Below are 25839 nucleotides of genomic sequence, written 5' to 3'. Positions count from 1 at the left end.
TTATGCTTTTTTTGAGAATAACCATGCTTCAATTTCGTGTTGAAGCCATCCAATAGCGGATGTCCCAAGCCTGAGGGGCTTTGGGAAGGTGGGATCATGCCTTCTGCTACGAGGATTGAGTTTTTCATAGACAGTACTACGGGATAATCCGCATATTTCCACGACCTTCGGTAATCGGATGATTTGTATCGATTGACTTTGAATATTATCCATAATCGAACTCCATAGAATGAGTTGTTGTTGGTTCGATTGAATTTTGGTTTATGGTGGGTATATTTTTTAGTGAAAAGATAATATATTTTAATACATTGAAAAATATATAAAAATTTGGTGTGATGTGGATAGAGACTATTGCTCAGTACGCTTTATGCGGATGTTGAAAACGATAAATATTATTCATCAAATCCAAACATCACGGGAGTTTTCTGACTTTTATCATTGGCTGAATGATTTCTACCAAGTTGAGATTAGAGAGCTTATCGGAGATGTCTGTGGCGAATTTGTGCTTAAAGCAGAAAATTTCCAGAATGCTTTGGATTTTGAAAAGAAGGTAAGCAGTTATATTTTTGATTGTATTCAATATGGGCGCAATAAGATCAATCGAGGTAGTGAAGCTCTATTGATCAAACATCTAGGTAAAGACTTATTTGTCAAGGAAACCGATCAGCTTTGCTTGAAGTTTAAGAATCTTTTAGTTGTCAATGAGCATCTAAAAGAGGCGTATATCAAATTGACAGAACATATCGATATTCGATACTTAGTGACGTATCGCTTTGACCCTGAGCATTTGTTTCTAACATGGTGTAGCATCGAAAATCATTTTTCCAGACTGAAGCAGAGCAAAACACCGTTAACTCACGATCAATATTCAACAGTTAAAAAGTTCGAAGCTGAAATTTATCGATATTTACATGACTTTGAAATTTTGGCTAAAAATAAAGGATATGAGATAGGCCATGTAACACTTACTGATTCCGCTATGTTTAAAGATGACGCACATAGTGAGGATTACTTAACATTACGGTTAGCTGAAAATTTCAGAGTTCCAGTGGTAGATGCTTTGTTAGATTACTTGGAATTTGCAACATACAAATTGAATTATACATCCTCTTCAACAGGTGTTGATCGTCCAAAGACTTCACGTTTAAAGCAGTTAGAGCGAATTATCCAGATACTTAATGCTGAGAAATTGAAAAAAACATCGAAAAAGGGCACTGGAGTTATCAACTTACTTTGTTATACGGTTTATAAATTAAAGGAACAACAGCTTGCCTCAAAAACACCTGTGAAATACAAAAATGAGAATACTAAGCACCTATTTGATTATATTGCTAATTTACTTCAGTCAGTAGGCATAAAATATTCATATAATGCCGCTGCAAAAGATAAAGCTGACCTGAGACTGGTTGTACATTTTACAGAAACTGCGATTCGGAATGACCTATTTGCCCTGTATTTCGAATTTTTGGACAAAACTAGACCAGTCACTAAATCGCCCAATTATATGATCAGTAATGAAACTAATTTGTCTGCGCCCCATGTTTTAGATTCAACTCATAGTTTTGACCTTTACAGGAACGTTACTCAGAACGTATCGGTTAACCGCGAAAAAGAGTTATTTGATATAACAGCTAATAACCTAGGTACAAAGATGTATACCGAAAAAGTTAAACCTTTCAGTTTTTCAAGTTTGTATACGGATGAGTAAAAAAACTTTATTTTTCTAAGACAAGGACTAATCTTTACACTCGTCCAAACTGCCAAAATTACGATTTTTAACGCTAAATTGGCTACACTGCTGACTCGAATCGGTCAGCAGTTTCGTCCAGCATAACATCAAATTTTGAGTTAGCAAATGCATCAGAATTTGATATTTTGAATGTCTAAAAATTATAGGTATAGGTCAAACCGCTGTTGGTGGTGAGGGTCACCTCACGCACATTTTCAGCAGCGCAACCGAGATACACCTGCGCTACTGAGCCATAGCGCATATTTTGATAATCATAAAAGCCTTTGGTTCTACAATTGCCACGGTTGATTGATACGTTGGTCAGTGTAGTGGGATCGTTATTCAGGGACATGATATTGAGCTTATCGACATAGCCTGTCATGGAATATTGCGATTCATCACGACGGACACGGACTTCAAACTGTTCTTGGATTGGTTGTTCCTGTGACAGTTCAGTCATTTGCTCAGCATCAGCGCCATTTTCTAAAAATGATTTATCAACGACAAAATCATCTTCGGATTGATTGGATGTCTCAGACTGATCAGAAGTGCTATTTTCAGCAGAGGCCGTATTTTGATCTGTTGTTGCTTTAGGTTCTGTTGTGGCTTGAGATTCTTTGGATGGACTACATGCGCTTAAGCCCAGTAACAGTAAACTGGATAAAAAAATCGGGTGGATCAGTTTCATGGCTGAATTCCTAAAAATTGCTTATTTCATCTATCAATAAAGCCGTTGTTTGTTCTTAGTGGTTATTTACATTTACCTTTGTGTACTGATTGCACCAAACGCGGTTCAGTTTTATCTGCATCTAGACGTAGGCAAATGGCTTTCTTGCTTTTAATTGAACTGGAAATCAGTTCTTCGCCCTGAATCGGATTGCTACCACCTGCGTTATAAACTTGATAGCGTTTACCAGAGGTGGTTTTAAAACTAAAGGCATCACCTGATTCACTAAAGCCTTCGATCTTTTTAACAATCACAGTTGTTGAATTAGATTGTGCAAACAGCGAGGTGCAGATCAGGCTGAGGCCACAGGCCAAGATGAGTTCTTTCATTTGGTTATTCCTCTGGCTTAGTTCTTAAAAATCGTGACAGGCCAGACCACGGCTTTGCCAAGGTTGTAGGCATAACTGTAATGCGCGGTACTGCTGCAATTCTTGAAATACACTGAGCAAATCAGCACATAGCCGATAATTAAATAGTTTTTCATATGTTTCCCCAGATACTTGAATTTATGACTGACATTGCTGAACAGCGTTTGCCATCACCACATTGAAATCTTCAGGTGGTTGCATCGTTTCTCGAACCGTGACATCCGCCATTTTTTTCATAAATTCAGGCGAGTAATGTGCTTCGACTTTGTCGTAAATACAGCCACAGGTAGAGCGGTCTAAACCACCCTGACAACCTGCTTTAAAGTCACGTTTGACTTTGCTGTCACAGGCAGTGAGCAGGGTGCTACTCAGGACAATAGTCATTACCCCGAACCAAGTTTGATATTTCATTTCTGTTCCAAATCATTGTTATCTATTGTTCTAAAGTCATACGGATGGGTTTATTTATGCCAGCCTGCCAGATAAAACAGCAGCCATAGTCCGCCAAGCACAAAAACAAAGGGGCCTAGCATCGCCACCACGACGACAATTAAAATCAGCTGTGCGATCAATTTCATAGTGTAGTTCCAGCACAAAGCAGCCCCTGAATTAAAAAACTCAGTGGTTGATCGGTGCGGTGAAATGAATCAGTGCACAGGACAAGACAATAAAGTTGGAATCGGAATGAAATACCGAAGTCGGGGAATAGATAAAACGTAAACGAGTGCAGGGGAAGCACACAAATTGAATAGCGCCATAATAGATGACTCCTAGATGTATAGAAGTTCTACCAGATCACTGTCAAATGATGGTGGCAGAACGAAGAAGGGTTGACAGACCAGTCATCTAGGAACTGGCACGCACGAGGCGTCCCTCCCTCGCCCTACCGCAACGAAGGGGGACGAACGAGTTCGCCACCAAAAAAATTACTCTTTTTGATGTGCTAGATGAAACGGTCTGTCAAAACCGACTGGCAATGTAGGCCAGCCCTTGCATCATAATCGTTGATAAAAATCAGGTCAATTGATCCCTGTGTCAAGTCATTAAAATTGATCTAAAAAAGTATCGGTTAAAAACACATTCTAAAAAAATACAGATACATATCATTTAAATGAGAAGCATGTGGCTTCTTCAAAACAGCCCTATGCCATAACCCAATTTACGCTTTGCCTGCTTTCCCCCAAAGCAGGCTTTTTTTATTTCACTCATTTTTATTACAGGAATTATTCAGATGAGTTTGCCATGTCCTTATTGTCAGTCCCGAGATACGGTACTGCTGGAATCCCCACAACATTTAGTCATCAACAGCAATTCACCTTCAGCGCAAAACAATGTGATGTCACCTCTCGCACTGGCGACCTTAGGCATCAGTGTTTCTAAAAGTTTAAACATCCCGCCGATTGCAGGCGCCTTAGTCGGGGTGCTGATCGGTGGTATTTGGATGCTGGTGACGGAGGATGAAGTCCAAAACAACTCTCATCATGTTTATAGCCGACATTATTACTGCAATGACTGTGATCGTGATTTTAGTCCAAGCACCCGTAACTAATTTTTAAATGTATTCATCCAATAACTCTTTTAACCCATTAAAGCCTATCAATTCAGTTTGATGGCTAGACAACTTTTACAGGAATTAAAATCATGGCACATCAAATTGAACAAATGGCCTATGTCGGTGAAACCCCTTGGCACGGCTTAGGCAATCAACTCACCCAAAATCAGCCGATTGAAGTCTGGGCACAGCAGGCAGGCATGGACTGGCGCATCGAATCCTCTGATGTCAGCTATATGGCTAAAAATGATCGAGGCCAAAGCATCATCATGCCCTATGAAGAACAGCGAGTACTTTATCGTTCGGATACTCATGCTCCGTTGTCCGTGGTCAGTCAGCGTTATCAGGAAGTGCAACCCAAACAAATTTTAGAGTTTTATCGTGATTTAACTGAGCAATCGGGCTTTGAATTAGAAACTGCGGGTGTACTCAAAGGTGGTAAGAAGTTCTGGGCATTGGCACGTACAGGTCAAAGCTCAGCTTTAAAAGGTAAGGATGTCAGTAATGGCTACATTCTTTTGGCTACAGCTTGTGACGGGACACTCGCCACTACAGCACAATTCACCAGTATTCGTGTCGTGTGTAATAACACCTTAGCGATTGCATTACGTGGTCAACAAAGCAATGCAGGTGTAGTCAAAGTGCCGCACAGCACCAAGTTCGATGCCCAGAAGATTAAACAGCAACTGGGTATTTCAGTTCGCGCATGGGATGAACACATGTATGAAATGAAACAACTCAGTCAGCGTAAAGTCACACAGACTGAAGCAGTAGCATATTTTGATGGAGTGTTTAACAATACCAGCTTAAGTCCAATTGAACAGGATGAAGGCATTATTCAGTTCTATCGTAATGTCGCTACCCAAGGGAATCAATCCAGTAAAGCTGAAAACAAGACTGAACCGAATGGACGTGCAATGTCTAAAGTCATGACCATGTTTAATGGACATGGTCGTGGGTCAGAACTGAGTTCAGCCAAAGACACCGCTTACGGTTTGCTATGCAGTATAACCGAGTTCGCCGATCATGAACGTCGTGCCATGAGTCAGGATCATCGTCTGGATTCTGCATGGTTTGGTGCTGGAGCAGGGCTTAAGCAACGTGGACTCGAACAAGCTTTACGTATGTTGGCTTAGTTCCTAAGCATCCATTGATTAGCCTAAGCTGACTCATCGCCATATCACCATATTTAAACGCTCAACCTTACAAATGACTTAACTACTTTATTCAAAGCTGTGTCTTCGGACACGGCTTTTTTATGCCCAAAATTTAACAATGACAGGAAATCACTATGAACTCAGCCGTAATTCATCCAAACAACGCAACAATAAATATACATGCTAATCGTCCGAAACTGTTTACCGCAAAACGTTTCGTAGAGACTAAAAATATGACGCAAGCCGAATGGCTGGAAGTACGACGCAAGGGCATTGGTAGCAGTGATTGTGCTGCTGCTTGTGGTCTAAACCCTTATATGTCAATGCTCGAACTATGGATGGTTAAGACAGGAAGGATTCAACAAAACATCGAAGATGAAAGCGAAGGCCATGCACCCTTGTACTGGGGGAAAAGGCTGGAGCCTTTAGTTGCTGAATACTACAGCATGCATACCAACTACAAAGTCCGTCGGGTCAATGCCGTATTACAACACCCTGATCCAGACAAGCATTTTATGTTGGCCAACTTGGATTACTCCGTGGTGGGAGATGCCGATGTACAAATTCTGGAATGTAAAACCGCAGGGGAATATGGTGCGAAACTCTGGCGAGATGGTGTGCCTTTATATGTACTTTGCCAAGTGCAACATCAATTGGCAGTGACAAGCAAGAAAGCAGCGCATATCTGTGTCTTACTCTGTGGACATGAAACCCGAATCTTTAAAGTGACTCGCTCAGAGTCAGTCATTCAACACATCATCAATGCAGAGCGTTACTTCTGGGAGTGTGTGGAAAACGATACCCCACCTGAAGCGGATGCCAGTGAATCGGCAGCCAAAGCTTTACAACTGCTTTATCCAGAACATGTACCACTCAGTACGACTGACCTGTCTGAGGATGAGCAAGCCAATCAACAGTTTGAACAGCTGATTCGAGTACGCAATCAAGTTGAAAAGCACCAAGAGCAATTTGACCTACTTAAACATCAGCTGCAAGCCAAGATGCAACAGGCTGAACGTGCCACCTTTAAGGCGGGTTCAGTGACGTGGAAAAAGGCTAAAGACTCGATCAGCTTAGACAGTAAGGCATTACTCAAACAGTACCCTGAATATTTAAATCAGTTTCCACAAGCCAAGCAAGGGACACGGCGTTTTCAGATTTATGCCAATGCTGGATAAGTCCATTTTTATCCATACAAACATCAAGTGAAATACCAACAAGCAAACTCATATCTGCCCATGCCAATAGCATGGGCTTTTTGATGCTTATTCAATTTACATAAAGAGGATATCAACATGATCAGAGGTTTAGCGATTACACCGCCAATACTTGGGCGAATCAGTATCGGCAAGATGGTGGAAAAAAGCGGCAAACGCATCCCTGAAAAGGATGATCAATTCACCATTACAAGCCAAATCCAAAATAAAGAGGGCTGGGTGAAACATCCACTCGATGAACAACTCCGAGCCAAAGCGCCCAATCAAAAACTCCGTAGTATTCCAGTAAGGATGATTTTTAATGATCCTGAGCTGAATCTACGAGCAGAGTACAGTTTATTTGATCGTCAGACAGGACGCCCTGTTTGTGTTGGGAATGGTGAAACTTGCCAGCGACTGACCAACCAAGGGGTTGAACATTATCCATGCCCATCACCTGACTTATGTCCATTGGCGCAAGGTGGGCTATGTAAACCTTATGGGCGTCTGTATGTGAATTTGGATGAGTCAGATGAGCTTGGGACTTTCATTTTTAGAACCACAGGCTTTAACAGTATAAGGACCTTGGCTGCACGACTCAGTTACTATCATGCTGCATCTGGAGGATTGTTGTCTTGTCTGCCATTGCAACTGACCTTACGTGGAAAAAGCACCACACAGAGTTATCGCACCCCAGTGTATTACGTCGATCTGACTTTGCGTGATGGAGTGAACTTGCAGGATGCAATCCACTCGGCTCGGCAGATGGATGAGCAGAGCAAAGCCGCCGGATTCTATCAGGAAGCACTAGATTTCATTGCCCGAAAAGGCTTTGAGAATGCCAGATTTGAACTGAACAATGAGGAGGCTATGGATGTGTTGGAGGAGTTTTACATTGATGAATCCAAACAGCAGCCACATGAAGAAACTCATGACGTAACGCATGTACAGGAAATTCAGAAAGGTTTGCAGCAGAGCGTAAGGGCGGTGAATTGAGTTGGATTAAGTAAATCCTTACTGGATTGCCGTATTTCGTGAGCGAATTGCTCGTCATTATGAGATAGGAGGAAACATCATGAATGCGATCACAGGTCAGACTTTTCAGATGAACCAAATTATTAGTATTAAAGAAGTCATTGAATTTACGAGTATTAGTCGAGCTAAGATTTATGAAATGATCAATGAGAAATCAAAATACTATGATCCTACATTTCCTCGGCCTATACGTTTAAGTGAATCACGTATTGGTTGGTCAGCGTGGGAAGTTCATCAGTGGATTGAGTCTAAGTTGCAAAGTCGCAAATAAAAATGGGAGCTTCGGCTCCCTTATTTTTTTATATCTGCCTTTTAAGGGTTAGTTTTACGGATTGGATAATCAGTTTTAATTGTTGATACATTTTGTGTTTGAATACTAACTATAGGTTAATATTCTTTTTTTAATTTTGATTCTTATTTTTTACAGGATTTATAGATGACCAGCACCCAACAACGCGCAGCACTGCAACGCCAAATCTGGCAGATCGCCAACGATGTCCGTGGCGCAGTTGATGGCTGGGACTTTAAACAATATGTTTTAGGTACGCTATTTTATCGTTTTATTAGTGAAAATTTTGCCAGTTATATCGAAGGCGGTGACGACAGCATTAAATATGCTGAACTTTCTGACCAAGTTATTACTACAGATATCAAAGACGATGCGATTAAAACCAAGGGTTACTTCATCTACCCAAGTCAATTGTTCGGCAATATTGCTAAAAATGCGAATAATAACGAGAGTCTGAATACTGACTTAGCTGCTATCTTTGCTGCTATAGAAAGTTCTGCCAATGGCTACCCGTCGGAGCAGGACATTAAAGGCCTATTTGCTGACTTTGACACAACCAGTAACCGTTTGGGTAATACTGTCAAAGATAAAAATATCCGCTTGGCTGCTGTGCTCAAGGGCGTAGCAGGGTTAGATTTTGGAGATTTTCAAGGCAGTCATATCGACCTGTTTGGTGATGCTTATGAGTTTCTGATTTCTAACTATGCCGCCAATGCAGGAAAATCAGGAGGAGAATTTTTCACTCCGCAGCATGTATCCAAGTTGATTGCCCAGCTTGCCATGCATAAACAAACTAGCGTTAATAAAATTTATGATCCTGCTTGTGGTTCGGGTTCTTTACTTTTACAAGCCAAAAAACATTTTGATGCCCACATTATAGAAGACGGTTTTTTTGGACAAGAGCTCAATCACACGACCTACAACCTTGCGCGTATGAATATGTTCTTGCATAACATCAACTACGACAAGTTTAATATCCAGTTAGGTGATACGTTAATCGCCCCGCACTTTGGCGATGATAAACCATTTGATGCTATCGTCTCTAACCCACCGTATTCGGTGAAATGGATTGGTTCGGATGACCCCACTTTAATCAATGATGAACGCTTTGCCCCAGCAGGCGTACTTGCTCCCAAATCTAAAGCCGATTTTGCCTTTGTGTTGCATGCGCTGAGCTACCTTTCTAGCAAAGGTCGTGCAGCGATTGTTTGCTTCCCTGGTATTTTTTACCGAGGCGGTGCTGAGCAGAAAATCCGCCAATATTTGGTAGATAATAACTATGTAGAAACGGTCATTTCGCTTGCACCAAACTTGTTTTATGGCACGACCATTGCTGTCACCATTCTGGTTCTATCCAAGCATAAAACAGACACTACAACCCAGTTTATAGATGCTGGTGGATTATTCAAAAAAGAAACCAATACCAATACTCTGACAAATGAACACATTGAACAGATCATGCAGGTCTTCGATAGCAAGGAAAATGCGGATCACTTTGCCAAGTCTGTGCCTCTTGATATCATTAAATCCAATGATTACAACCTGTCTGTCAGCAGTTATGTTGAAGCCAAAGACATGCGCGAAACGGTTGATATTACTCAACTGAATGCCGAGCTAAAAACCACTGTTGCCAAGATTGATCAACTTCGTAAAGAGATTGATACAATTGTTGCAGAAATTGAAGCTGAGGACGTAGCATGAACTTTATGGAAAAGCTACTGGATGGTGCGATAGTAGAATGGCAACCTTTGGAGTTAGTTGCAAAAATAAAACATGGAAAAGATTGGAAACGCTTAAATGAGGGAGATGTCCCTGTTTACGGATCAGGTGGCATCATGGGATATGTCGATACATCCTCATATTGCGAGCCGACTGTTTTGATCCCTCGTAAAGGCTCTATTACAAATATTTTTTATGTTGACACGCCATTCTGGAATGTTGACACAATTTACTATACGGAAATTAATACGGCAAAGATTGTTCCAAAATATCTTTATCATTTTATTAAAACCATTGATCTGATGGCTCTAGATACAGGCTCGGGTAGACCTAGTCTGACTCAAGCGATTTTGAACAAAATCCTTGTCCCCATCCCATGCCCAGAAAATCTAAAAAAATCACTTGAGATTCAAGCTGAAATCGTCCGAATTTTGGATGCATTTACTGCGCTTACCGCTGAGCTGACCGCTGAGCTTAGCACAAGAAAAAAACAATACAACTACTATCGTGATCAGTTGTTGAGCTTTAAAGATGGCGAAGTAGAGTGTAAGACTTTGGCGGGAATTGCAGAGTACTCAAAAACACGTATTAACTTTGAGCGCCTTGATGAAACTAATTACGTAGGTGTTGATAATCTTCTGCAAAATCGAGCAGGAAAAACTGAATCGAATTACGTGCCAATTTCAGGGAATTTAACTGAATATCGTAAAGGTGATATTTTGATCGGCAATATCCGACCTTATCTGAAAAAGATATGGCAAGCAGAACGAGTTGGTGGAACAAACGGAGATGTGCTTGTTATTCACCCAATAGATGACACGGTAAATGTTAGATATCTATATCATATTTTAGCTGATGAAAAATTCTTTGAATACAACATGCAGCACGCCAAAGGTGCAAAAATGCCCCGAGGTAGCAAAGATAAAATAATGGAGTATCGCTTTCAAGTTCCGAAAAATCCAGATGAACAAGCCCGTATCGTCGCTATCCTCGATAAATTTGACGCTCTGACAAGCTCTATCACAGAAGGTTTACCGCGTGAAATTGAGCTACGCCAAAAACAGTACGAGTATTATCGTGATTTGCTGTTAAGTTTTCCTCAATCCTCTATCCAATCACATTGACATTTGTGGAGCACCAACATGGAAAAAATTGGTCAAGTTAAACAACTCATTCGCGAAGTCAATCGTTTGCACCGTGATTTTTCCAAGGATTATTTTGAACATGGCAAAATTGAGAAAATTAACCTCTCTAAAACCATTAGGCACGTGCCTGCTGCGCATATTTATAAATACCGTTTAACCTTACACGAAAGCATTAATGACTACCTGATGACCGCAGATATAGACATCAAATATTTTTACCGAGTAAAAACCCGTGAAAGTATTGATGACAAAATACAGCGCTATTCTGCTCGTGAAGACCAATATCCTGTAAACAATTGGCTTAATGATATTTTTGGTGCACGTATTATTTTAACGACTGAAGAAATTGACAGCGTGATGGATTTGCTAGATGACTGGCAAGATGAACTTAACCTTAAAAACTGGTATTTGCGGGATAAAGAAGGCTATCGTGGTTTGCATATCTACTTTAAAAACAGAAATAATTTTTATTTCCCTTGGGAATTGCAAATTTGGAATCATGAAGATATTCAAAGCAATATTGAAAATCACGAAAAATTTAAACGCAATTTTATCTAAAAAATTCTAAAAATCACTTTGGACCTATCTTCTCGGTCAAAAATCAATGGAATCAAAACCATGACTAATTATAAGCCTATTGCCGAAACTAACAATTTTATTGTCTTAGATAAATATTGCAAAGAATGGCAAGCGGTTGACAGCTACCAAAGTGAAGGGGATTTAGAGCGCGAATTCATTCAAGACTTGGTCAATCAAGGCTATGAATATTTGCCCATTTTAAACAATGCTAAAGCTTTGTTGGCAAATGTACGTGAGCAACTTCAAGCATTGAATAACGTACAGTTTTCTGATGGCGAATGGTTACGCTTTGTTGAAACCTATTTGGATAGGCCGAGCGACAATATTATTGATAAAACTCGCAAAATTCACGATGACTATATTCATGATTTTGTCTTTGACGATGGGCGTATTCAAAACATCTATCTTTTAGATAAAAAGAACATTAGCCGTAATAAAGTGCAGGTGATTAAACAGTTTGAGCAAAAAGGCAGTCATGCCAACCGCTACGATGTCACCATTTTAGTGAATGGCTTGCCTTTGGTGCAGGTCGAACTAAAAAAACGTGGTATCGCCATTCGTGAAGCCTTTAATCAGGTACACCGTTACAGCAAAGAAAGTTTTAATAGCGAAAACTCGCTTTATAAATATTTACAGTTGTTTGTCATTTCCAATGGAACAGATTGTCGCTACTTTGCCAATACGACGACACGTAATAAAAATAGTTTCGACTTCACTATGAACTGGGCCAAGGCCGATAATAGCCTAATCAAAGATCTGAAAGACTTCACGGCTACTTTTTTCCAAAAAAATACTTTGCTGAATGTGCTGCTGCATTACTCTGTTTTTGATATCAGCGATACCTTGTTGGTGATGCGTCCTTACCAGATTGCGGCTACCGAGCGCATTTTGTGGAAAGTCCAAAGTTCGTATCAAGCCAAAAACTGGAACAATACCGAAAGTGGCGGTTTTATTTGGCACACTACAGGTTCTGGCAAAACCTTGACCAGTTTTAAAGCAGCACGTTTAGCAACTGAGCTGGATTTTATTGACAAGGTTTTTTTTGTGGTAGATCGCAAAGACCTTGATTATCAGACCATGAAAGAATACCAGCGCTTTTCACCCGATAGCGTCAATGGTTCAGACAGTACCGCAGGTTTAAAACGGAACTTGGATAAAGATGATAATAAAATTATTGTCACCACCATCCAAAAACTCAATAACCTGATTAAAAGTGAAGGTGACTTGCCCATTTATAACAAGCAAGTAGTATTTATTTTTGATGAATGTCATCGCAGCCAGTTTGGTGAAGCTCAGAAAAACCTGAAGAAGAAGTTTAAAAAGTACTATCAGTTTGGCTTTACGGGTACGCCTATTTTTCCACAAAACGCCCTTAGTGCTGAAACTACAGCCAGCGTATTTGGCCGTGAGTTGCATTCTTATGTCATCACCGATGCGATTCGTGATGAGAAAGTGCTGAAATTTAAAGTGGACTACAATGATGTACGTCCACAGTTTAAAATCATCGAAACCGAACAGGATGAGAAAAAACTCAGTGCAGCGGAAAACAAACAAGCCTTATTGCATCCCGACCGCATCCGTGAAATTAGCCAGTACATCCTGAATAATTTCCGCCAGAAAACTCACCGCTTACAAGCGGGTAGCAAGGGCTTTAATGCCATGTTTGCCGTCAGTAGTGTAGAAGCTGCCAAGCTGTATTATGAGTCACTCAACAACCTGCAAAAAAACAGTGACAAGCCTTTAAAGATTGCCACTATTTTTTCCTTTGCAGCCAATGAGGAGCAAGATGCCGTAGGTGATATTCAGGATGAAAGTTTTGATATCTCAGCCATGAACAGTAGTGCAAAAGAGTTTTTAAACGCCGCAATAGCGGACTACAATAAATTGTTTAAAACCAATTTTAGTGTTGATAGTAAAGGTTTTCAAAATTATTACCGTGATCTTGCCAAGCAAGTCAAAGCCAAAGAAATAGATTTGCTGATTGTGGTAGGGATGTTCCTGACAGGATTCGATGCCCCTACGCTTAACACTTTATTTGTAGATAAAAATCTACGTTATCATGGGTTGATGCAGGCCTATTCGCGTACCAATCGTATTTATGATGCCACCAAAACGTTCGGCAATATTGTTACTTTTCGAGACCTAGAGCAAGCGACCATTGATGCGATTACTTTATTTGGTGATAAAAACACTAAGAATGTGGTGCTAGAAAAAAGTTATAAGGAATACATGGAAGGCTTTACCGATGTGGTGACTGGTGATGCACGGCGCGGTTTTGTGGACATTGTGAAAGAATTAGAACAACGCTTTCCTAACCCCGATGAAATTTTTAAAGAATCAGATAAAAAAGCCTTTACTAAATTATTTGGCGAATACTTGCGTGTAGAAAATGTGTTGCAAAACTACGATGAATACGCCAGCCTAAAGGCTTTGCAGAATGTTGATACGAATGACCTTGCGGCAGTTGAAGTATTCAAGACCCAACATTACTTAAGCGATGAGGATCTGTCAGCCCTGCAAACCATTCAGATGCCAGCTGAACGAAAAATCCAAGATTACCGTTCTACTTATAATGATATTCGTGATTGGTTAGGTCGGGAAAAATTGGCTGAACAAAAAGAAAAATCGACGATTGATTGGGATGATGTAGTCTTTGAAGTAGATTTGCTGAAATCACAAGAAATCAATCTGGATTACATTCTAGAGCTGATTTTTGAGAACAATAAGAAGGTGAAAGATAAGGCAACGTTAGTTGAAGATGTACGCCGAGTGATCCGTGCTAACCTCGGCAATCGTGCCAAAGAAAGCCTACTGGTCGATTTTATTAACCAAACAGACCTAGATCAAATTGGTGATAAGGCTAGCGTGATTGATACCTTCTTCACCTTTGCTCAAGCAGAACAACAGCGTGAAGTACAAGAGCTGATTGGCTCCGAGAACCTGAATGAGGATGCAGCGAGACGTTATATTGCAACCTCGCTGAAACGGGAATTTGCCAGTGATAATGGAACTGAACTCAATGCTATTCTGCCTAAAATGAGCCCTTTAAACCCGCAATACCTGACAAAGAAGCAGAGCATTTTTCAAAAAATTGCAGCGTTCGTTGAAAAGTTTAAAGGGGTGGGGGGTAAGATTTAGTATGAAATATCAACGCCTTATACCAAAACCTCAAAAATCATTCATCTGATTGCTCAGATCAGTGAGAATATAGGGCGTTTGACTTTTTTGGAAGAAATTTAGGACAGCTTAAAATTGAGAAAAGCCAATCGTATCCGTACTATTCAAGGTTCTCTTGCAATAGAGGGGAATACTCTGAGCACGGAACAAATCAAGGCGATTCTAAATAGTAAGGTAGTAATTGCACCTCCTAAAGAGGTTCAAGAAGTGCGTAATACCATTAAAGCATATGAAGCATTTCAACAATGGCGGCCAAGCCAAGAAGTAGATTTGTTACAAGCACACCAAATTTTAATGACAGGCTTGATTGACGAAGTTGGTCAATATCGTCATGGTGGTGTAGGGGTAATGTCTGGTGATCGAGTGGTGCATATAGCATCACCTACCAATCAAATCAATCGGCTCATGGCCGATTTGCTCGATTGGCTAAATGACAGTGAAGAATATCCTCTCATTCAAAGCTCTGTATTTCATTATGAATTTGAGTTTATACATTCATTTGCAGAGATGCTAATGGTCGAATGGGTAGACTATGGCAAACATTGATCCTGAGCAGATGGAATCCAATCTTTGCCAATATTCTAGTTGAAAGCCTAATCCATCAAAATCAAAAGGCTTATTACGAAGCCTAACAAATAAGTACTGATCGTACAGATTCAGCTCCTTTTATTGAATTCATTTTGCAGATGATTTTGGATGCAATACTGAGTTCCAGCGACACCGCTCAAGCTGGCGCTCATGTTGTCGCTCAAGCTAGCGTACAAGCTTATAAAGAGCAAAGCGATCAAGTTAAGCATTTAATTTCTTTCATGGGTCAGGATGAATACTCTTTGGCTGAATTGATGCAGCCTTTAGGTTTATCCCACCGTGCAACTTTCCAGAAAAATTATCTTAATCCTGCCATAGACGTAGGTGTGATTGAGCGTACGATTCCAGATAAACCGAAAAGTCCGAAGCAAAGATATAAATTAAAATAGTTAGAACTAGCAGATTTAAATATCAATAGCTTTCAGTTAAGCATGTTTATGTTTAGGAAAAGGGATAATCTTGTTCCGTAAACTATCAATAAAATCTGACCATTCCTGCATCATGTTTGTTCGATATTCTAAGTACTGCGCATGGTTGTAGGCTTGAGATACAGCGTTCCCAACAGTATGTGCTAGCTGTATTTCAATCGCATCATGCATATATCCTTGCTCATGGAGAGTTGTAGATGCGAGTCCACGAAAGCCATGCCCCGTCATTTTACCTGTATAACCCATAGTTCGAATTGCGCTTAAGAGAGCATTGTTGCTTAGAGGCTTAGCAGTGCTGTGATTATAAAAAACAAATTGTTTATTACCTGTAAGAGGTTTTAGGTCTTCGATGAGTGCAATAGCTTGTCGAGATAAAGGAACAATATGGGGTAGAGCCATTTTCATTTTATAAGCTGGGATGCGCCACAACTTACTTTCAAAATCAATTTCATCCCATTCCATGTTTATGAGTTCAGCAGTTCTCACAAATGTTAAGGTCATGAACTGTAATGCTGTTTTGACTAATATGTTGCCGTGATAATGATCCATGCGTTCTAAGAAAGGAGGAAATTCAGAAATATCTAAGCGAGCCATATGCTTCACTTTACGAGGCTTGAGAACTTTCTGAAGGTGAGGAGTAGGGTCGTTCTCGATCAGACCTTTACCAATTGCAAAACGGAAAATACGTCCAGCTAAAGGTATGGATCTTTTAGCCATCTCTTGAGCACCACGCGCTTCAATTTGTTTAGCACAAGCAAGGACATCTTTACCTTTAATCTGATCAATAGGCATATCTCCTAATGCTGGAAAAAGATCTTTTTCAAATACAGACAAGTCGCGTAAATATGTACCTTCTTTAATAACGGGCTTTCGATCCTCCATCCATTCCATAGCTAGGGATTTGAAGAGAGTACTTTCATCTAATTGTTGTAATCGTTCATTTTTTTTAGCATTCGGGTCAATATTATTGTAAAGCTGAATACGTGCTTCATCTCGTGCACGGCGAGCTTGGGCAAGTGTGATTTCTGGATAGCTACCAATGGTTAGGGTGCTTTCACGGCCATTAAATCTATATTTTAAACGCCAGAACCTTCCACCTGAAGGTGTAACCTCCAGATATAGTCCTTTTTCGTCAGAATAGCGCTTTTTTTTATCAAGTGGCTTTATTTTTCTAACTTGAGCATCAGTAAGCATTTTTAATGGTATCCGTGCAAATTGGGGGACGAAAAATAACTTAAAAAGTCTGTCCCCCAATTATCCCCCACGATATGGGGGATTGCAATGGATGTGCTAGGATTTAACAAAACAATAAAAAAGGCTTAAACCTATGTGGTTTAAGCCTTTCAGTACCCCGTTGGATGCTACGGGAAGCTAATTTGGCGGTGAAAGAGGGATTCGAACCCTCGAAACGCTATAAACGTTTACACACTTTCCAGGCGTGCTCCTTCAGCCACTCGGACACTTCACCATGGCGGAGGATAATATCGAAAAACAGGGCTATCGACAAGGTGAAACAATTGAATTCGAGCAAAAGTTTTAGCTCAATGATATGATTCGCAAAAATAGTGTCGATAATTGAAGACAAGATTATGCAAAGTACTGCAAAAAAAGCCGCACTGCCTGCGATTACCTTGGCAGCTTTAGGGGTTGTGTTTGGGGATATTGGAACCAGCCCACTCTATGCATTGAAAGAATCATTTCATGCTGCACATGGTCTAGGAATTAACCCAGAGAATGTTTTGGGTATTCTGTCGATTATTTTTTGGACTATGACGATGGTCATTACCATTAAATATGCTGCGATTGTGATGCGTGCAGACAACAATGGTGAGGGTGGCATCATGGCATTGCTTGCACTCAATTTACGCAATACGAATTTTAGTGATCGTAGAAAATTGCTTTTAATTTCGATTGGTTTTATTGGGGCTTCACTATTCTTTGGGGATGGTATTATCACCCCAGCTATTTCAGTCTTATCTGCTGTAGAAGGCTTATCCATCGCAACAGATGCTCTAGACCCTTATATTGTGCCGATTGCAATTAGTGTGGTCACAGCTTTGTTTGTGATGCAAAAATATGGAACCGCTTTTGTCGGTAAATTCTTTGGGCCTATCACTTTATTATGGTTTTTTTCCCTCGGCATACTTGGAATTTCGAGCATTATTCAAACGCCTTTGGTTTTAGGCATGCTCAGTCCGCATTGGGCCATTCAATTTATTGTGACCCATCCTTTAATGACGTTTTTTATTATGGGAGCCGTGGTACTGACAGTAACGGGTGGTGAAGCACTGTATGCAGATATGGGACATTTTGGACCAGTACCGATTCGCTTGGCATGGTTTATTGTGGTTTTACCTTGTTTATTGCTCAATTATGCAGGGCAAGGGGCTTTATTACTTCGCGATCCAACAGCAATTGAAAACCCGTTCTATCTTTTAGTGCCAGAGTGGGCTTTGTACCCTATGATCTTCTTGGCTACTATGGCTGCGGTCATTGCTTCTCAGGCCGTGATTTCAGGGGTATTCTCTTTGGCTCGTCAAGCGATTCAATTGGGTTATTTGCCACGTTTGAATATTAAACATACGTCAGATTTAGAGCAGGGGCAGATTTATGTTCCTTTGCTGAATTGGGTCTTGTTAGCGTCAATTATTATTCTGATTCTGATTTTCCAAACCAGCTCGCAGCTTTCTCATGCCTATGGTTTAGCCGTGACGATGACTATGTTGTGTGACACTTTGTTGATTGCTGTATTTATTCGTTATACATGGAAATGGAGCATGCCAAAATTGGTACTGCTGATTATTCCATTCTTAACTTTAGATTTGGTCTTGGTCAGTGCAACCTCACTTAAAGTGCTTTCAGGTGGTTGGGTCCCTTTGCTGATTGGTGGTATTGCTTTCTTATTATTAATGACGTGGAAGCAAGGTCGAGAATTAACTTTTGCTAAACTTCAGCAAGATACTCTACCGCTGGATTTATTTGTACAAAGTATTGGTGAACAGGCCAACTGGGTTGAAGGTGAGGCTGTTTTCCTAACTGGAACACCGACTGTTGTACCGCATGCGATGCTACACAATATGAAGCACAATAAAGTGTTACATCAAAAGAACATCATTTTGACAGTCAAAATTCAGGATGTGCCGTATGTAGAGGAACAAAATCGTTTCCATGTTGAAACCATGAATCCACATTTCTATCGCGTTGAATTGTATTATGGTTTTAAAGACGAAATGAACATTCCTTATGCACTTGAAGCCGTTTATCAAGCGATTGAGCTTGAATATAACCTGATGCAAATCAGTTTCTTCGTTTCACGTGAGCGGATCATCAGTACGGTGGGTGAGGGCATGATGCCGTGGCGTGAGAAATTATTTATTTCGATGCAAAGAAATACCAGTCCGGTGAGTGACTTCTACCAAATCCCGCCGAACCGTGTGGTTGAGTTAGGTAGTCAAATCGAGATTTAAACTTTAAAAAAACCAGCGTTTACGCTGGTTTTTTTGGAGGATAAATGAATTGTGATCTTAGTTCATTGGGTCATTGACTGGTGCTTCAGGCATCGCTTGCATGGGTTGTTCCATTGAAGCATCTGGCAAAGCTTGAGCGGGTGCATCAGGTGACGGCAATGAGTCAGATTCAACTTCATTTACAGGTGCTTCAGCCGAAGAATCGAGCTGAGGTGTAGCCGCTGGTGCAGTGTTCATATCTGCATTTGCTGCAGGTGCGACAGCATCATTAAGTGCTGCTTCAGCTTGTTGTACTGAGAGTGCGGCATTCGGTGCTAGAGGGTGTTGTTCAGTAGGCGTGGCGGCGATTTCTTGTGGAGCTGATGCATCAGGCATCACTTGTTGTACGGGCGCCTCAGTCTGAGTTGTAGTTGGCATCATAGCTTGGTCATTTGGCGTACCCTGAGTAGCTTGATTCACAGGAGCGGGAACATTTGCAACATTCGGTTTAAGTAATTTAATTTGCCCTGAATTTACGAGTTCTTGAATTGAGCCTGGTTGACCGTTCACTGTTGTGGTTATTTTGGCTTGAGATAGACTTTCCAAAGTATCGCCGGGTTGAATAGGTGGTTCAGCAAAAGCAGAAGCACTGACCACTGTACCGATTAAACCAATTGACATTAAAATTTTAGAATGCATAAGAACTCCGTAAAAGGCATGTATTATTTGTTCGATTCCTTTTTACCTTGGCATATAATTTGAAGTGACAGCAATGAAAGATACGCAATCGCATCACGTTGCCGTAGAAAAACTCTACAAAAAAGACATTTTGTTACATGCAAAATCATCTAAATTTGCAGTTTTGTTTAATTGTTATGCGAATAGCTTTAGAGCGATATACTTCGTATACGCTGATTGTTAAGCTCGTGAAAAATAGATGTTTATGTAGTTGTGATGGCGAAGAAGAAAAGCGGTTCAGGTCAGTCTGTATCTAAAATGTTTAATCAAAATGGGCTGAAATTCATCTTGGGATTAGTGGCAACAGGAAGTTTTGCAATTGCCTTTGGTCAGGAAAAAATTCAGCAATACGTCTCTTTAAGTCCAAGTTCCAATGCAGCCTGTTTAGAGCAGTTTTACCGAGAAACTCCGCCCTATTTGTTGAAAGATAGTTTGAGCAAACACAGTTATGCACTGTGCTTTAATGGTTTTAATGTCATGTATTCGGGTGTTTCAAAAACACCACTGTGGGTAGCAGAAGCGTTGACGCCACAACGTCTGAGTCAGAAAATCCCGCGCGAGGATAATTTCCATGAGGAATCAAATGTTGCGGTAACCCATCGCGCGACATTGTCCGACTATCGAGGCTCAGGCTATGACCGTGGACACATGGCGCCTAATGCCGATATGCCGAATAAAGATGCACAATTTGACAGTTTTTCTTTGGCCAATATGGTACCGCAAGCCCCTAAAAATAATCAGCAGGTCTGGCGTGAACTAGAAGAGGCGACGCGCGCAATTGTGACCAAACAAAAGCTTGATGTTTTTGTAGTGACTGGACCTGTATTTCAGGGCAAGAAGCTTAAAACCATTGGACAGGGAGTGATTGTTCCGAGTGCGGTTTATAAGGCTGTGTATATGCCAAAAACAGGGGCGATTGGGGCGTATTATGCACCGAATGATAATTCACAGCAGGTAAAAGTTGTCAGTGTTTGCTATTTGGAAGAGCAGTTGGGAATGAATCTGTTTCCGCAACTGACAGAAGAACAAAAGCGCAATACCTACAAGCTCCCGCTGACAGCAAATGCTGTCAAAGCTCAACATGCCATTCAATATTCGCATTGGGATGCAGAAAGCCAGTGTGCGGAAGATGTTTCATCAGAGCAGCTCAAAGCGTTACAAAAAGACTTTAAGTCGGGGTCGAGTCAGTCGAGTGCAAAAAGCACAGATCAGACCAACAGTACAGGCATTGATTCGGCTACACAGGATGCTATTGTGAAGCAATTGATTGACGTATTGTTGCAATATATTTTGCAGCTGTTACGTTAAAGTTCTAAGCAGCTGGATGTGTATAGGTTCAGCTGCTTTATTCGATGACTGAAGCATAAATAAGAGTAAAAATAATATGTTTAAACCTTTTATACAGGGAGCGGAGTCACATGCCATTCATGACTTGACTCTTGATAATGACGTGGACTGTGTCAGTATTTATGGCAATTTACAACTCACCAAAGACCAAGTGGGTTTAGCCGCAGCCAAAGCATTACAGAGCTATATCAATGCCATCGTGCAACAGCTAGAAAGCGAGGTTCAACTTCCTGAAAAAATTCAGCGTTCAGAGACAGGGGAAATTGATAACCCTTTTTTATAAGTTCTAAGCATGTTCCATGTGGAACATTTAAAAAGCCCACATTCGTGGGCGTTATGCTGGTAGGGAATGGGAACAGCGTCTAAGCCTTTCTTTCCAAAATTTTATAAATGATGGCACCGATAATTGCGCCAATAATAGGTGCCACCCAAAATAACCAAAGTTGGCTTAACGCAGCGGTTTCGGCAAAGAGGGCAACACCTGTACTACGGGCTGGATTGACCGAAGTGTTGGTGACAGGAATACTAATCAAGTGAATAAGTGTCAGAGCCAGACCAATCGCGATTGGGGCAAAACCAGAAGGTGCAAGTTTATCGGTCGCACCCATAATGATAATTAAAAACATTGCTGTTAGGACAATTTCAATAATTAAAGCTGAGATTAAAGAATACTGACCAGGAGAGAGCTCGGCATAACCATTGCTGGCAAATCCTCCTGTGCCAACAAACCCGGCTTGCCCTTGTACAATCAAATACAAAACCCAAGCTGCTAAAATTGCACCAATAACTTGAGAAATAATATAGGGAATCAGATCTTTGCTCTCAAAGCGACCACCGACCCATAAACCGATACTGACGGCAGGGTTAAAGTGTCCACCTGAGATGTGTCCGAGTGCAAAAGCACCCGTTAAAACGGTTAAACCAAAGGCAAGAGCAACGCCTAGAAAGCCGATGCCCAATTCAGGGAAAGCTGCAGCAAAAATAGCACTGCCACAACCTCCGAAGACCAACCAAAATGTTCCGATGAACTCAGCAAGATATTTATTCATAATGCGCCTTTTGTAGTTATTGATGTTTTATTTGTTTACAACGTATATTTAACGAGAAAGCGATCGTTTTTCAATCAATTTTAACAAAAAAAGCGTGACATCTTGATGACCTTAGAAAATTCGAGGATTGTTAGTCAACGTGTTGTAGTCGCCATTGTTGCGGGGTGAGCTCAGTCCATTGTTTAAAGGCACGCTGAAAAGCACTTTGTTCAGAATAACTGAGCAAGAGGGCAATTTCCTGTAAGCTCAAGTGTGGATCTTTTAAATATTGTTCTGCCAAGACACGTCTTACTTCTTGCATTCTGTGTTGATAAGTCGTGCCTTGTTGTTGTAAGTGGCGCTGTAGTTGTCGTACTGAAAAGCTCAATTGCTTCGCAATATGCTCAATTTGATATTGGTTTTTTTGGAGTCCTGTCAAAATAGCATGTTGTAGCCGTTGGTCAATGTGAGTGGAATTGGGCAATTTTTCAAGTAGGGCTTCGGCTTGCTGTAACAGTAGTTTTTGTAATGTTTGATCGCCTTGTTGAAAAGGCATAGATAATTCACGCAGTGGAATCATCATCATCGGTCGACTTTGGGAAAAGCGAACGCGACAATTAAAATACTGTTCATACTGTAGGGTATTTTTAGGGGTAGGATGCGTGAAGTGCACTTCATAAAGCTGAATATCTTCATGGGCGACAAAGTGCTTCATAAATTGAATCATCAGTGCCATTGCCACTTCATTACTCAGTTGTGTGGTGAGTTCAATCGGCATTTCCACCCAACCAAAACATAGGTTTTCACCTTCAACGGCAACATATAATGAGCTACCATCATAAATCAGCCGATGAAAGTCATGGTAACGGGTCAGTGCTTCACCAAGCGTCTCACAGGATAGCGCAATATAGGCCAAGATACCTAAATGCTTAGGTTGTACATATTGAGCAATGTCGAGTCCGAGAGCCGGCGTTTGTAGATGGCTGTCGAGATCATTCAACAACGCTAACCACAGAGCATAATCAAAACGTTCTAGATTCTGAACTTTCTCAAGTTTTTCAGAAATTGGATAGCCCACCGCTTGGCAATAGGCATAAAGTAAATGACCTAGCCCGCCGTAGACTGAACCTGTGTAGTCTTTGAAATGTTGCATTTATTCGCTCTATTGTTCTTGTCGTGATTTGTCAATGAATTGGAATGCTAGGGTCAATATTTAGCATAGTTTCCACATTATATTCAATCTGAAAACAGGAGGGATTTGACATGTGGAAGGGTTTTGTCGCGGGATTGGTGGTGGCCAATGCCTTTGAGTGGGTGGCACATAAATATATTTTGCATGGTACACACCGTGCGGGTAAGCCACGCTACAGCCCTGTGCCTGACAGCATGAAGTCACATTGGGAGCATCACCGAGAAGTACGTAAAACGGCATTTCACGACCACGGATATGTTGAAGGCTGGAGTAACTGGCGTACTAAAAATGAGATCATTTCACTGGCTGTAGTCGCGGGTGTATTTGGAACATTATTTTATCCAGTGTCCAAAGGGATGACTTTATCTGTGCTGTATTCTGCTGGAAACTATTATTATATTCACCGCCGTGCGCACTTAGAACCTGACTGGGCAATGCGTAAAATTCCGTGGCACTATGACCACCACATGAACTCTAATCAGGATGCCAACTGGTGTGTGACTAAGCCGTGGTTTGACTATATTTTAGGGACTCGCGTGATTTCATCATTGGACTTGCAAGAACAAAATCCATTGGGCATTACCTTGCCTCAAGGCGTGTCTGAGCGTTTAACTCAATGGGTAAATCAGGTCTTTCCTGCAAAATGGGTTAAGGCACCAGAAGCTGTTGAGAGTAAGCCTAGGCAGATGACAGAAACTATCGCTGGATAATAGGGTTAATGTGAGAGTTGTCGTGATTTGTCAATAAAATTGGTATGTATTGTCAATATTTCATCATTTGAACATCTTATAGTAAAGCTGTTGATGAGGTGATTTCACTTCATGAGCTTAGTACGTCATTTTTCATTTTCCAGTTTAACAGAGCAATATAGTCGTTATTCTAGGTTTATAGGGAGTCGCAAGACTCCCTTTTTTTATCTCAAAAATTGAGAGTGTAGGTTCGAACAAGATCCAGAGAGCATTCTAAGCTTTAACATCTGCTGCATAATTGAGGCAATGGCACTAGCTGTGAATGAGTACAGTGGAATTGAGCTTTTTAATTCATCTGTTTTTTAAAGCCCGTTAAAATATAGCGATCCATTTCGTCCTTATACTGTGGAGAAAACTGGAAGCAAATGGGGTCATTCACTTTTAATGTGTTCAGCTCTGGAAAGCGTTGTCTGGCTTGTAGACTGTTGGTAAATATGAACCCTTGTCGATCATTTTGAAAATAAAAGGCTTTTTCAATGCTGACGTTGTGTCGGTTTTGCTGTCTGATTTCTACCCATTGATGAAAAGTTCCGCAATAACGAATTTGCTCAGGGGCGGCAAAGGCTTTTTTATAATACTGTGTGAGTTGGTATTCTGAGAACATTACATAACTAAACATGCACAAGCCTAAGAAGGGAATAATGGCGAACATGGTAAAAGGATGATCTGTGTATTTTCTTAATAGGTACAGTAATAGAAATAAGAAAGCGATGCCAAAGATAAGAAAAATAACCTGTAAGTCTTGCACTGTTTGATCTCTAATTGTTGTTCTAAATAGTTATAAAAAACTGAAGTCATAAAAAAAAGAGCATCTTTCGATACTCTTTTAATCATTTCAGAATGATGCTGTCAATTATAAACGCATTTCAATGCCTTGTTCCGCAAGGTATTTCTTCGCTTCAGGAATGGTGTGTTGCCCAAAGTGGAAAATTGAAGCAGCCAGTACGGCGTCGGCTCCACCTTTTAAAATACCATCGGCCAAGTGTTGTAAGTTGCCAACACCACCCGAAGCAATGGTTGGAATAGTGACACGGTCATTGATTTGGCGCATCAGCTCGAGGTCATATCCTGCTTTGGTGCCATCGGCATCCATCGAGGTAATCAACAGTTCACCTGCGCCAAAGTTAGCCATTTTCACTGACCACTCAATGGCATCAATGCCTGTTGGTTTACGGCCACCATGAGTGAAAATTTCCCATTTATTTTCACCCGTTTTTTTTGCATCAATAGCAACCACAATACACTGTGCGCCAAAGCGTTGCGATGCTTCTTGGACAAATTCAGGATTAAATACCGCTGCTGAGTTAATGCTCACTTTGTCTGCACCAGCATTGAGTAAGAGACGAATGTCTTCAACTTTACGTACCCCACCACCGACGGTTAAGGGAACAAAAACCGTTTCAGCCATACGTTCAACGGTACGGTAGGTTGTGTCGCGGCCATTTGAGGTTGCTGTAATATCTAAGAAGGTAATTTCATCAGCACCTTGCTCGTTATATCGGCGTGCTACTTCTACTGGGTCACCTGCATCACGAATATCAAGGAATTGAACACCTTTCACTACACGACCGTTGTCTACGTCGAGGCAAGGAATAATACGTTTAGCTAGCATAATTTTTTCCAAAAATAACAGCCGATTATGAAACTTCG

The 25839-nt window shown here is 40.8% G+C and carries 25 protein-coding genes, 1 tRNA gene and 1 pseudogene; 15 read left to right on the top strand and 12 right to left on the bottom strand.

What is annotated here, in order from left to right; genetic code table 11:
* Positions 1 to 213 carry a helix-turn-helix transcriptional regulator gene (locus tag B9T36_RS08730; RefSeq protein WP_086209107.1) on the bottom strand — a complete coding sequence of 71 codons (213 nt, stop codon included), beginning with the start codon at positions 211 to 213 and terminating at the stop codon, positions 1 to 3.
* A gap of 160 nt (positions 214 to 373) precedes the next feature.
* On the opposite strand from B9T36_RS08730, the gene B9T36_RS08725 reads away from it, so the two are divergent.
* Positions 374 to 1708 carry a hypothetical protein gene (locus B9T36_RS08725; RefSeq protein WP_086209106.1) on the top strand — a complete coding sequence of 445 codons (1335 nt, stop codon included), beginning with the start codon at positions 374 to 376 and terminating at the stop codon, positions 1706 to 1708.
* Positions 1709 to 1883: 175 nt separating this feature from the next.
* Here B9T36_RS08725 and B9T36_RS08720 read toward each other — a convergent pair whose 3' ends face one another.
* The 4 genes from B9T36_RS08720 to B9T36_RS08710 form a co-directional block, all read right to left on the bottom strand.
* A complete protein-coding gene (locus B9T36_RS08720; RefSeq protein ID WP_086209105.1) occupies positions 1884 to 2417 on the bottom strand; it encodes a hypothetical protein in 534 nt (177 codons plus the stop codon).
* A 62-nt stretch (positions 2418 to 2479) separates the two neighbouring features.
* On the bottom strand, positions 2480 to 2785 hold the full coding sequence (locus B9T36_RS08715; protein WP_086209104.1) for a hypothetical protein: 306 nt from the start codon (positions 2783 to 2785) through the stop codon (positions 2480 to 2482).
* Positions 2786 to 2802: 17 nt separating this feature from the next.
* The gene (locus B9T36_RS19045) at positions 2803 to 2940 is read right to left on the bottom strand and encodes a hypothetical protein (protein ID WP_171264441.1); all 138 of its coding nucleotides are present in this window, start codon (positions 2938 to 2940) and stop codon (positions 2803 to 2805) included.
* A gap of 22 nt (positions 2941 to 2962) precedes the next feature.
* Positions 2963 to 3235, bottom strand: coding sequence for a hypothetical protein (locus tag B9T36_RS08710; protein WP_086209103.1), 273 nt, complete (start codon positions 3233 to 3235; stop codon positions 2963 to 2965).
* 820 nt (positions 3236 to 4055) lie between these two features.
* On the opposite strand from B9T36_RS08710, the gene B9T36_RS08700 reads away from it, so the two are divergent.
* The 10 genes and pseudogenes from B9T36_RS08700 to B9T36_RS08655 all read left to right on the top strand — a co-directional run bounded on the left by B9T36_RS08700 (position 4056) and on the right by B9T36_RS08655 (position 15650).
* Entirely contained in the window at positions 4056 to 4373 is a 318-nt protein-coding gene (locus B9T36_RS08700) for a hypothetical protein (protein ID WP_086209102.1), read from the top strand.
* Positions 4374 to 4465: 92 nt separating this feature from the next.
* Positions 4466 to 5512 (top strand): DUF932 domain-containing protein, encoded by a 1047-nt coding sequence (locus B9T36_RS08695; RefSeq protein WP_086209101.1) that lies wholly within the window; start codon positions 4466 to 4468, stop codon positions 5510 to 5512.
* Between the two features lie 155 nt (positions 5513 to 5667).
* Complete coding sequence (locus B9T36_RS08690; RefSeq protein WP_086209100.1) at positions 5668 to 6711, top strand: YqaJ viral recombinase family protein; 1044 nt, start codon at positions 5668 to 5670, stop codon at positions 6709 to 6711.
* Between the two features lie 117 nt (positions 6712 to 6828).
* Positions 6829 to 7725, top strand: coding sequence for a hydrolase or metal-binding protein (locus B9T36_RS08685; RefSeq protein WP_086209099.1), 897 nt, complete (start codon positions 6829 to 6831; stop codon positions 7723 to 7725).
* Positions 7726 to 7804: 79 nt separating this feature from the next.
* Positions 7805 to 8035, top strand: a complete 231-nt coding sequence (locus tag B9T36_RS08680; RefSeq protein WP_086209098.1) for a helix-turn-helix transcriptional regulator — start codon at positions 7805 to 7807, stop codon at positions 8033 to 8035.
* A gap of 165 nt (positions 8036 to 8200) precedes the next feature.
* Complete coding sequence (locus tag B9T36_RS08675) at positions 8201 to 9754, top strand: type I restriction-modification system subunit M (protein WP_086209097.1); 1554 nt, start codon at positions 8201 to 8203, stop codon at positions 9752 to 9754.
* Entirely contained in the window at positions 9751 to 10896 is a 1146-nt protein-coding gene (locus B9T36_RS08670; protein WP_086209096.1) for a restriction endonuclease subunit S, read from the top strand. Before B9T36_RS08675 ends, B9T36_RS08670 begins: the two co-directional genes overlap by 4 nt.
* A gap of 18 nt (positions 10897 to 10914) precedes the next feature.
* Positions 10915 to 11475, top strand: coding sequence for a GTP pyrophosphokinase (locus tag B9T36_RS08665; RefSeq protein WP_086209095.1), 561 nt, complete (start codon positions 10915 to 10917; stop codon positions 11473 to 11475).
* A gap of 60 nt (positions 11476 to 11535) precedes the next feature.
* Positions 11536 to 14634 (top strand): HsdR family type I site-specific deoxyribonuclease, encoded by a 3099-nt coding sequence (locus tag B9T36_RS08660; protein WP_086209094.1) that lies wholly within the window; start codon positions 11536 to 11538, stop codon positions 14632 to 14634.
* A 1-nt stretch (position 14635) separates the two neighbouring features.
* Positions 14636 to 15650, top strand: a pseudogene (locus B9T36_RS08655) (Fic family protein).
* A gap of 36 nt (positions 15651 to 15686) precedes the next feature.
* Here B9T36_RS08655 and B9T36_RS08650 read toward each other — a convergent pair.
* Together B9T36_RS08650 and B9T36_RS08645 are read right to left on the bottom strand one after the other, a co-directional pair.
* Positions 15687 to 16883 (bottom strand): tyrosine-type recombinase/integrase, encoded by a 1197-nt coding sequence (locus tag B9T36_RS08650; RefSeq protein ID WP_086209093.1) that lies wholly within the window; start codon positions 16881 to 16883, stop codon positions 15687 to 15689.
* A gap of 183 nt (positions 16884 to 17066) precedes the next feature.
* Positions 17067 to 17157, bottom strand: a tRNA-Ser gene (locus B9T36_RS08645).
* 121 nt (positions 17158 to 17278) lie between these two features.
* On the opposite strand from B9T36_RS08645, the gene B9T36_RS08640 reads away from it, so the two are divergent.
* Positions 17279 to 19156 (top strand): potassium transporter Kup, encoded by a 1878-nt coding sequence (locus B9T36_RS08640; protein ID WP_086209092.1) that lies wholly within the window; start codon positions 17279 to 17281, stop codon positions 19154 to 19156.
* Between the two features lie 57 nt (positions 19157 to 19213).
* Here B9T36_RS08640 and B9T36_RS08635 read toward each other — a convergent pair whose 3' ends face one another.
* A complete protein-coding gene (locus B9T36_RS08635) occupies positions 19214 to 19834 on the bottom strand; it encodes a hypothetical protein (RefSeq protein ID WP_086209091.1) in 621 nt (206 codons plus the stop codon).
* Between the two features lie 255 nt (positions 19835 to 20089).
* Between B9T36_RS08635 and B9T36_RS08630 the strand changes: the two genes are divergently transcribed.
* On the top strand, positions 20090 to 21181 hold the full coding sequence (locus tag B9T36_RS08630; protein ID WP_086209090.1) for a DNA/RNA non-specific endonuclease: 1092 nt from the start codon (positions 20090 to 20092) through the stop codon (positions 21179 to 21181).
* 76 nt (positions 21182 to 21257) lie between these two features.
* On the top strand, positions 21258 to 21503 hold the full coding sequence (locus B9T36_RS08625) for a hypothetical protein (RefSeq protein ID WP_086209089.1): 246 nt from the start codon (positions 21258 to 21260) through the stop codon (positions 21501 to 21503).
* Positions 21504 to 21582: 79 nt separating this feature from the next.
* On the opposite strand, the gene aqpZ is transcribed toward B9T36_RS08625, so the two are convergent.
* On the bottom strand, positions 21583 to 22269 hold the full coding sequence (gene aqpZ / locus B9T36_RS08620) for an aquaporin Z (RefSeq protein WP_086209088.1): 687 nt from the start codon (positions 22267 to 22269) through the stop codon (positions 21583 to 21585).
* A gap of 130 nt (positions 22270 to 22399) precedes the next feature.
* Entirely contained in the window at positions 22400 to 23401 is a 1002-nt protein-coding gene (locus B9T36_RS08615; protein WP_086209087.1) for an AraC family transcriptional regulator, read from the bottom strand.
* A gap of 110 nt (positions 23402 to 23511) precedes the next feature.
* Here B9T36_RS08615 and B9T36_RS08610 point away from each other — a divergent pair, with 110 nt between their 5' ends.
* Entirely contained in the window at positions 23512 to 24150 is a 639-nt protein-coding gene (locus B9T36_RS08610) for a hypothetical protein (RefSeq protein WP_086209086.1), read from the top strand.
* 325 nt (positions 24151 to 24475) lie between these two features.
* Here the strand turns inward: B9T36_RS08610 and B9T36_RS08605 are convergent, their stop codons facing one another.
* Entirely contained in the window at positions 24476 to 24808 is a 333-nt protein-coding gene (locus tag B9T36_RS08605; protein WP_228146988.1) for a hypothetical protein, read from the bottom strand.
* A 234-nt stretch (positions 24809 to 25042) separates the two neighbouring features.
* Positions 25043 to 25804: an imidazole glycerol phosphate synthase subunit HisF gene (gene hisF / locus B9T36_RS08600; protein ID WP_308463950.1), complete on the bottom strand. Its 762-nt coding sequence runs from the start codon at positions 25802 to 25804 to the stop codon at positions 25043 to 25045.
* Positions 25805 to 25839 lie beyond the last annotated feature (35 nt).

Source organism: Acinetobacter sp. ANC 4204, from assembly GCF_002135205.1.
GTDB lineage: Bacteria > Pseudomonadota > Gammaproteobacteria > Pseudomonadales > Moraxellaceae > Acinetobacter.
Note: the sequence above shows the minus strand (reverse complement) of the source record. Positions and strands in the feature narration are given on the sequence as shown.

Bases quoted from the DNA above. Each gene is read 5' to 3' on its own strand.
- B9T36_RS08730 (WP_086209107.1), bottom strand. From the start codon at position 213: ATGGATAATATTCAAAGTCAATCGATACAAATCATCCGATTACCGAAG.
- B9T36_RS08725 (WP_086209106.1), top strand. From the start codon at position 374: ATGTTGAAAACGATAAATATTATTCATCAAATCCAAACATCACGGGAG.
- B9T36_RS08720 (WP_086209105.1), bottom strand. From the start codon at position 2,417: ATGAAACTGATCCACCCGATTTTTTTATCCAGTTTACTGTTACTGGGC.
- B9T36_RS08715 (WP_086209104.1), bottom strand. From the start codon at position 2,785: ATGAAAGAACTCATCTTGGCCTGTGGCCTCAGCCTGATCTGCACCTCG.
- B9T36_RS19045 (WP_171264441.1), bottom strand. From the start codon at position 2,940: ATGAAAAACTATTTAATTATCGGCTATGTGCTGATTTGCTCAGTGTAT.
- B9T36_RS08710 (WP_086209103.1), bottom strand. From the start codon at position 3,235: ATGAAATATCAAACTTGGTTCGGGGTAATGACTATTGTCCTGAGTAGC.
- B9T36_RS08700 (WP_086209102.1), top strand. From the start codon at position 4,056: ATGAGTTTGCCATGTCCTTATTGTCAGTCCCGAGATACGGTACTGCTG.
- B9T36_RS08695 (WP_086209101.1), top strand. From the start codon at position 4,466: ATGGCACATCAAATTGAACAAATGGCCTATGTCGGTGAAACCCCTTGG.
- B9T36_RS08690 (WP_086209100.1), top strand. From the start codon at position 5,668: ATGAACTCAGCCGTAATTCATCCAAACAACGCAACAATAAATATACAT.
- B9T36_RS08685 (WP_086209099.1), top strand. From the start codon at position 6,829: ATGATCAGAGGTTTAGCGATTACACCGCCAATACTTGGGCGAATCAGT.
- B9T36_RS08680 (WP_086209098.1), top strand. From the start codon at position 7,805: ATGAATGCGATCACAGGTCAGACTTTTCAGATGAACCAAATTATTAGT.
- B9T36_RS08675 (WP_086209097.1), top strand. From the start codon at position 8,201: ATGACCAGCACCCAACAACGCGCAGCACTGCAACGCCAAATCTGGCAG.
- B9T36_RS08670 (WP_086209096.1), top strand. From the start codon at position 9,751: ATGAACTTTATGGAAAAGCTACTGGATGGTGCGATAGTAGAATGGCAA.
- B9T36_RS08665 (WP_086209095.1), top strand. From the start codon at position 10,915: ATGGAAAAAATTGGTCAAGTTAAACAACTCATTCGCGAAGTCAATCGT.
- B9T36_RS08660 (WP_086209094.1), top strand. From the start codon at position 11,536: ATGACTAATTATAAGCCTATTGCCGAAACTAACAATTTTATTGTCTTA.
- B9T36_RS08650 (WP_086209093.1), bottom strand. From the start codon at position 16,883: ATGCTTACTGATGCTCAAGTTAGAAAAATAAAGCCACTTGATAAAAAA.
- B9T36_RS08640 (WP_086209092.1), top strand. From the start codon at position 17,279: ATGCAAAGTACTGCAAAAAAAGCCGCACTGCCTGCGATTACCTTGGCA.
- B9T36_RS08635 (WP_086209091.1), bottom strand. From the start codon at position 19,834: ATGCATTCTAAAATTTTAATGTCAATTGGTTTAATCGGTACAGTGGTC.
- B9T36_RS08630 (WP_086209090.1), top strand. From the start codon at position 20,090: ATGGCGAAGAAGAAAAGCGGTTCAGGTCAGTCTGTATCTAAAATGTTT.
- B9T36_RS08625 (WP_086209089.1), top strand. From the start codon at position 21,258: ATGTTTAAACCTTTTATACAGGGAGCGGAGTCACATGCCATTCATGAC.
- aqpZ (WP_086209088.1), bottom strand. From the start codon at position 22,269: ATGAATAAATATCTTGCTGAGTTCATCGGAACATTTTGGTTGGTCTTC.
- B9T36_RS08615 (WP_086209087.1), bottom strand. From the start codon at position 23,401: ATGCAACATTTCAAAGACTACACAGGTTCAGTCTACGGCGGGCTAGGT.
- B9T36_RS08610 (WP_086209086.1), top strand. From the start codon at position 23,512: ATGTGGAAGGGTTTTGTCGCGGGATTGGTGGTGGCCAATGCCTTTGAG.
- B9T36_RS08605 (WP_228146988.1), bottom strand. From the start codon at position 24,808: ATGTTTAGTTATGTAATGTTCTCAGAATACCAACTCACACAGTATTAT.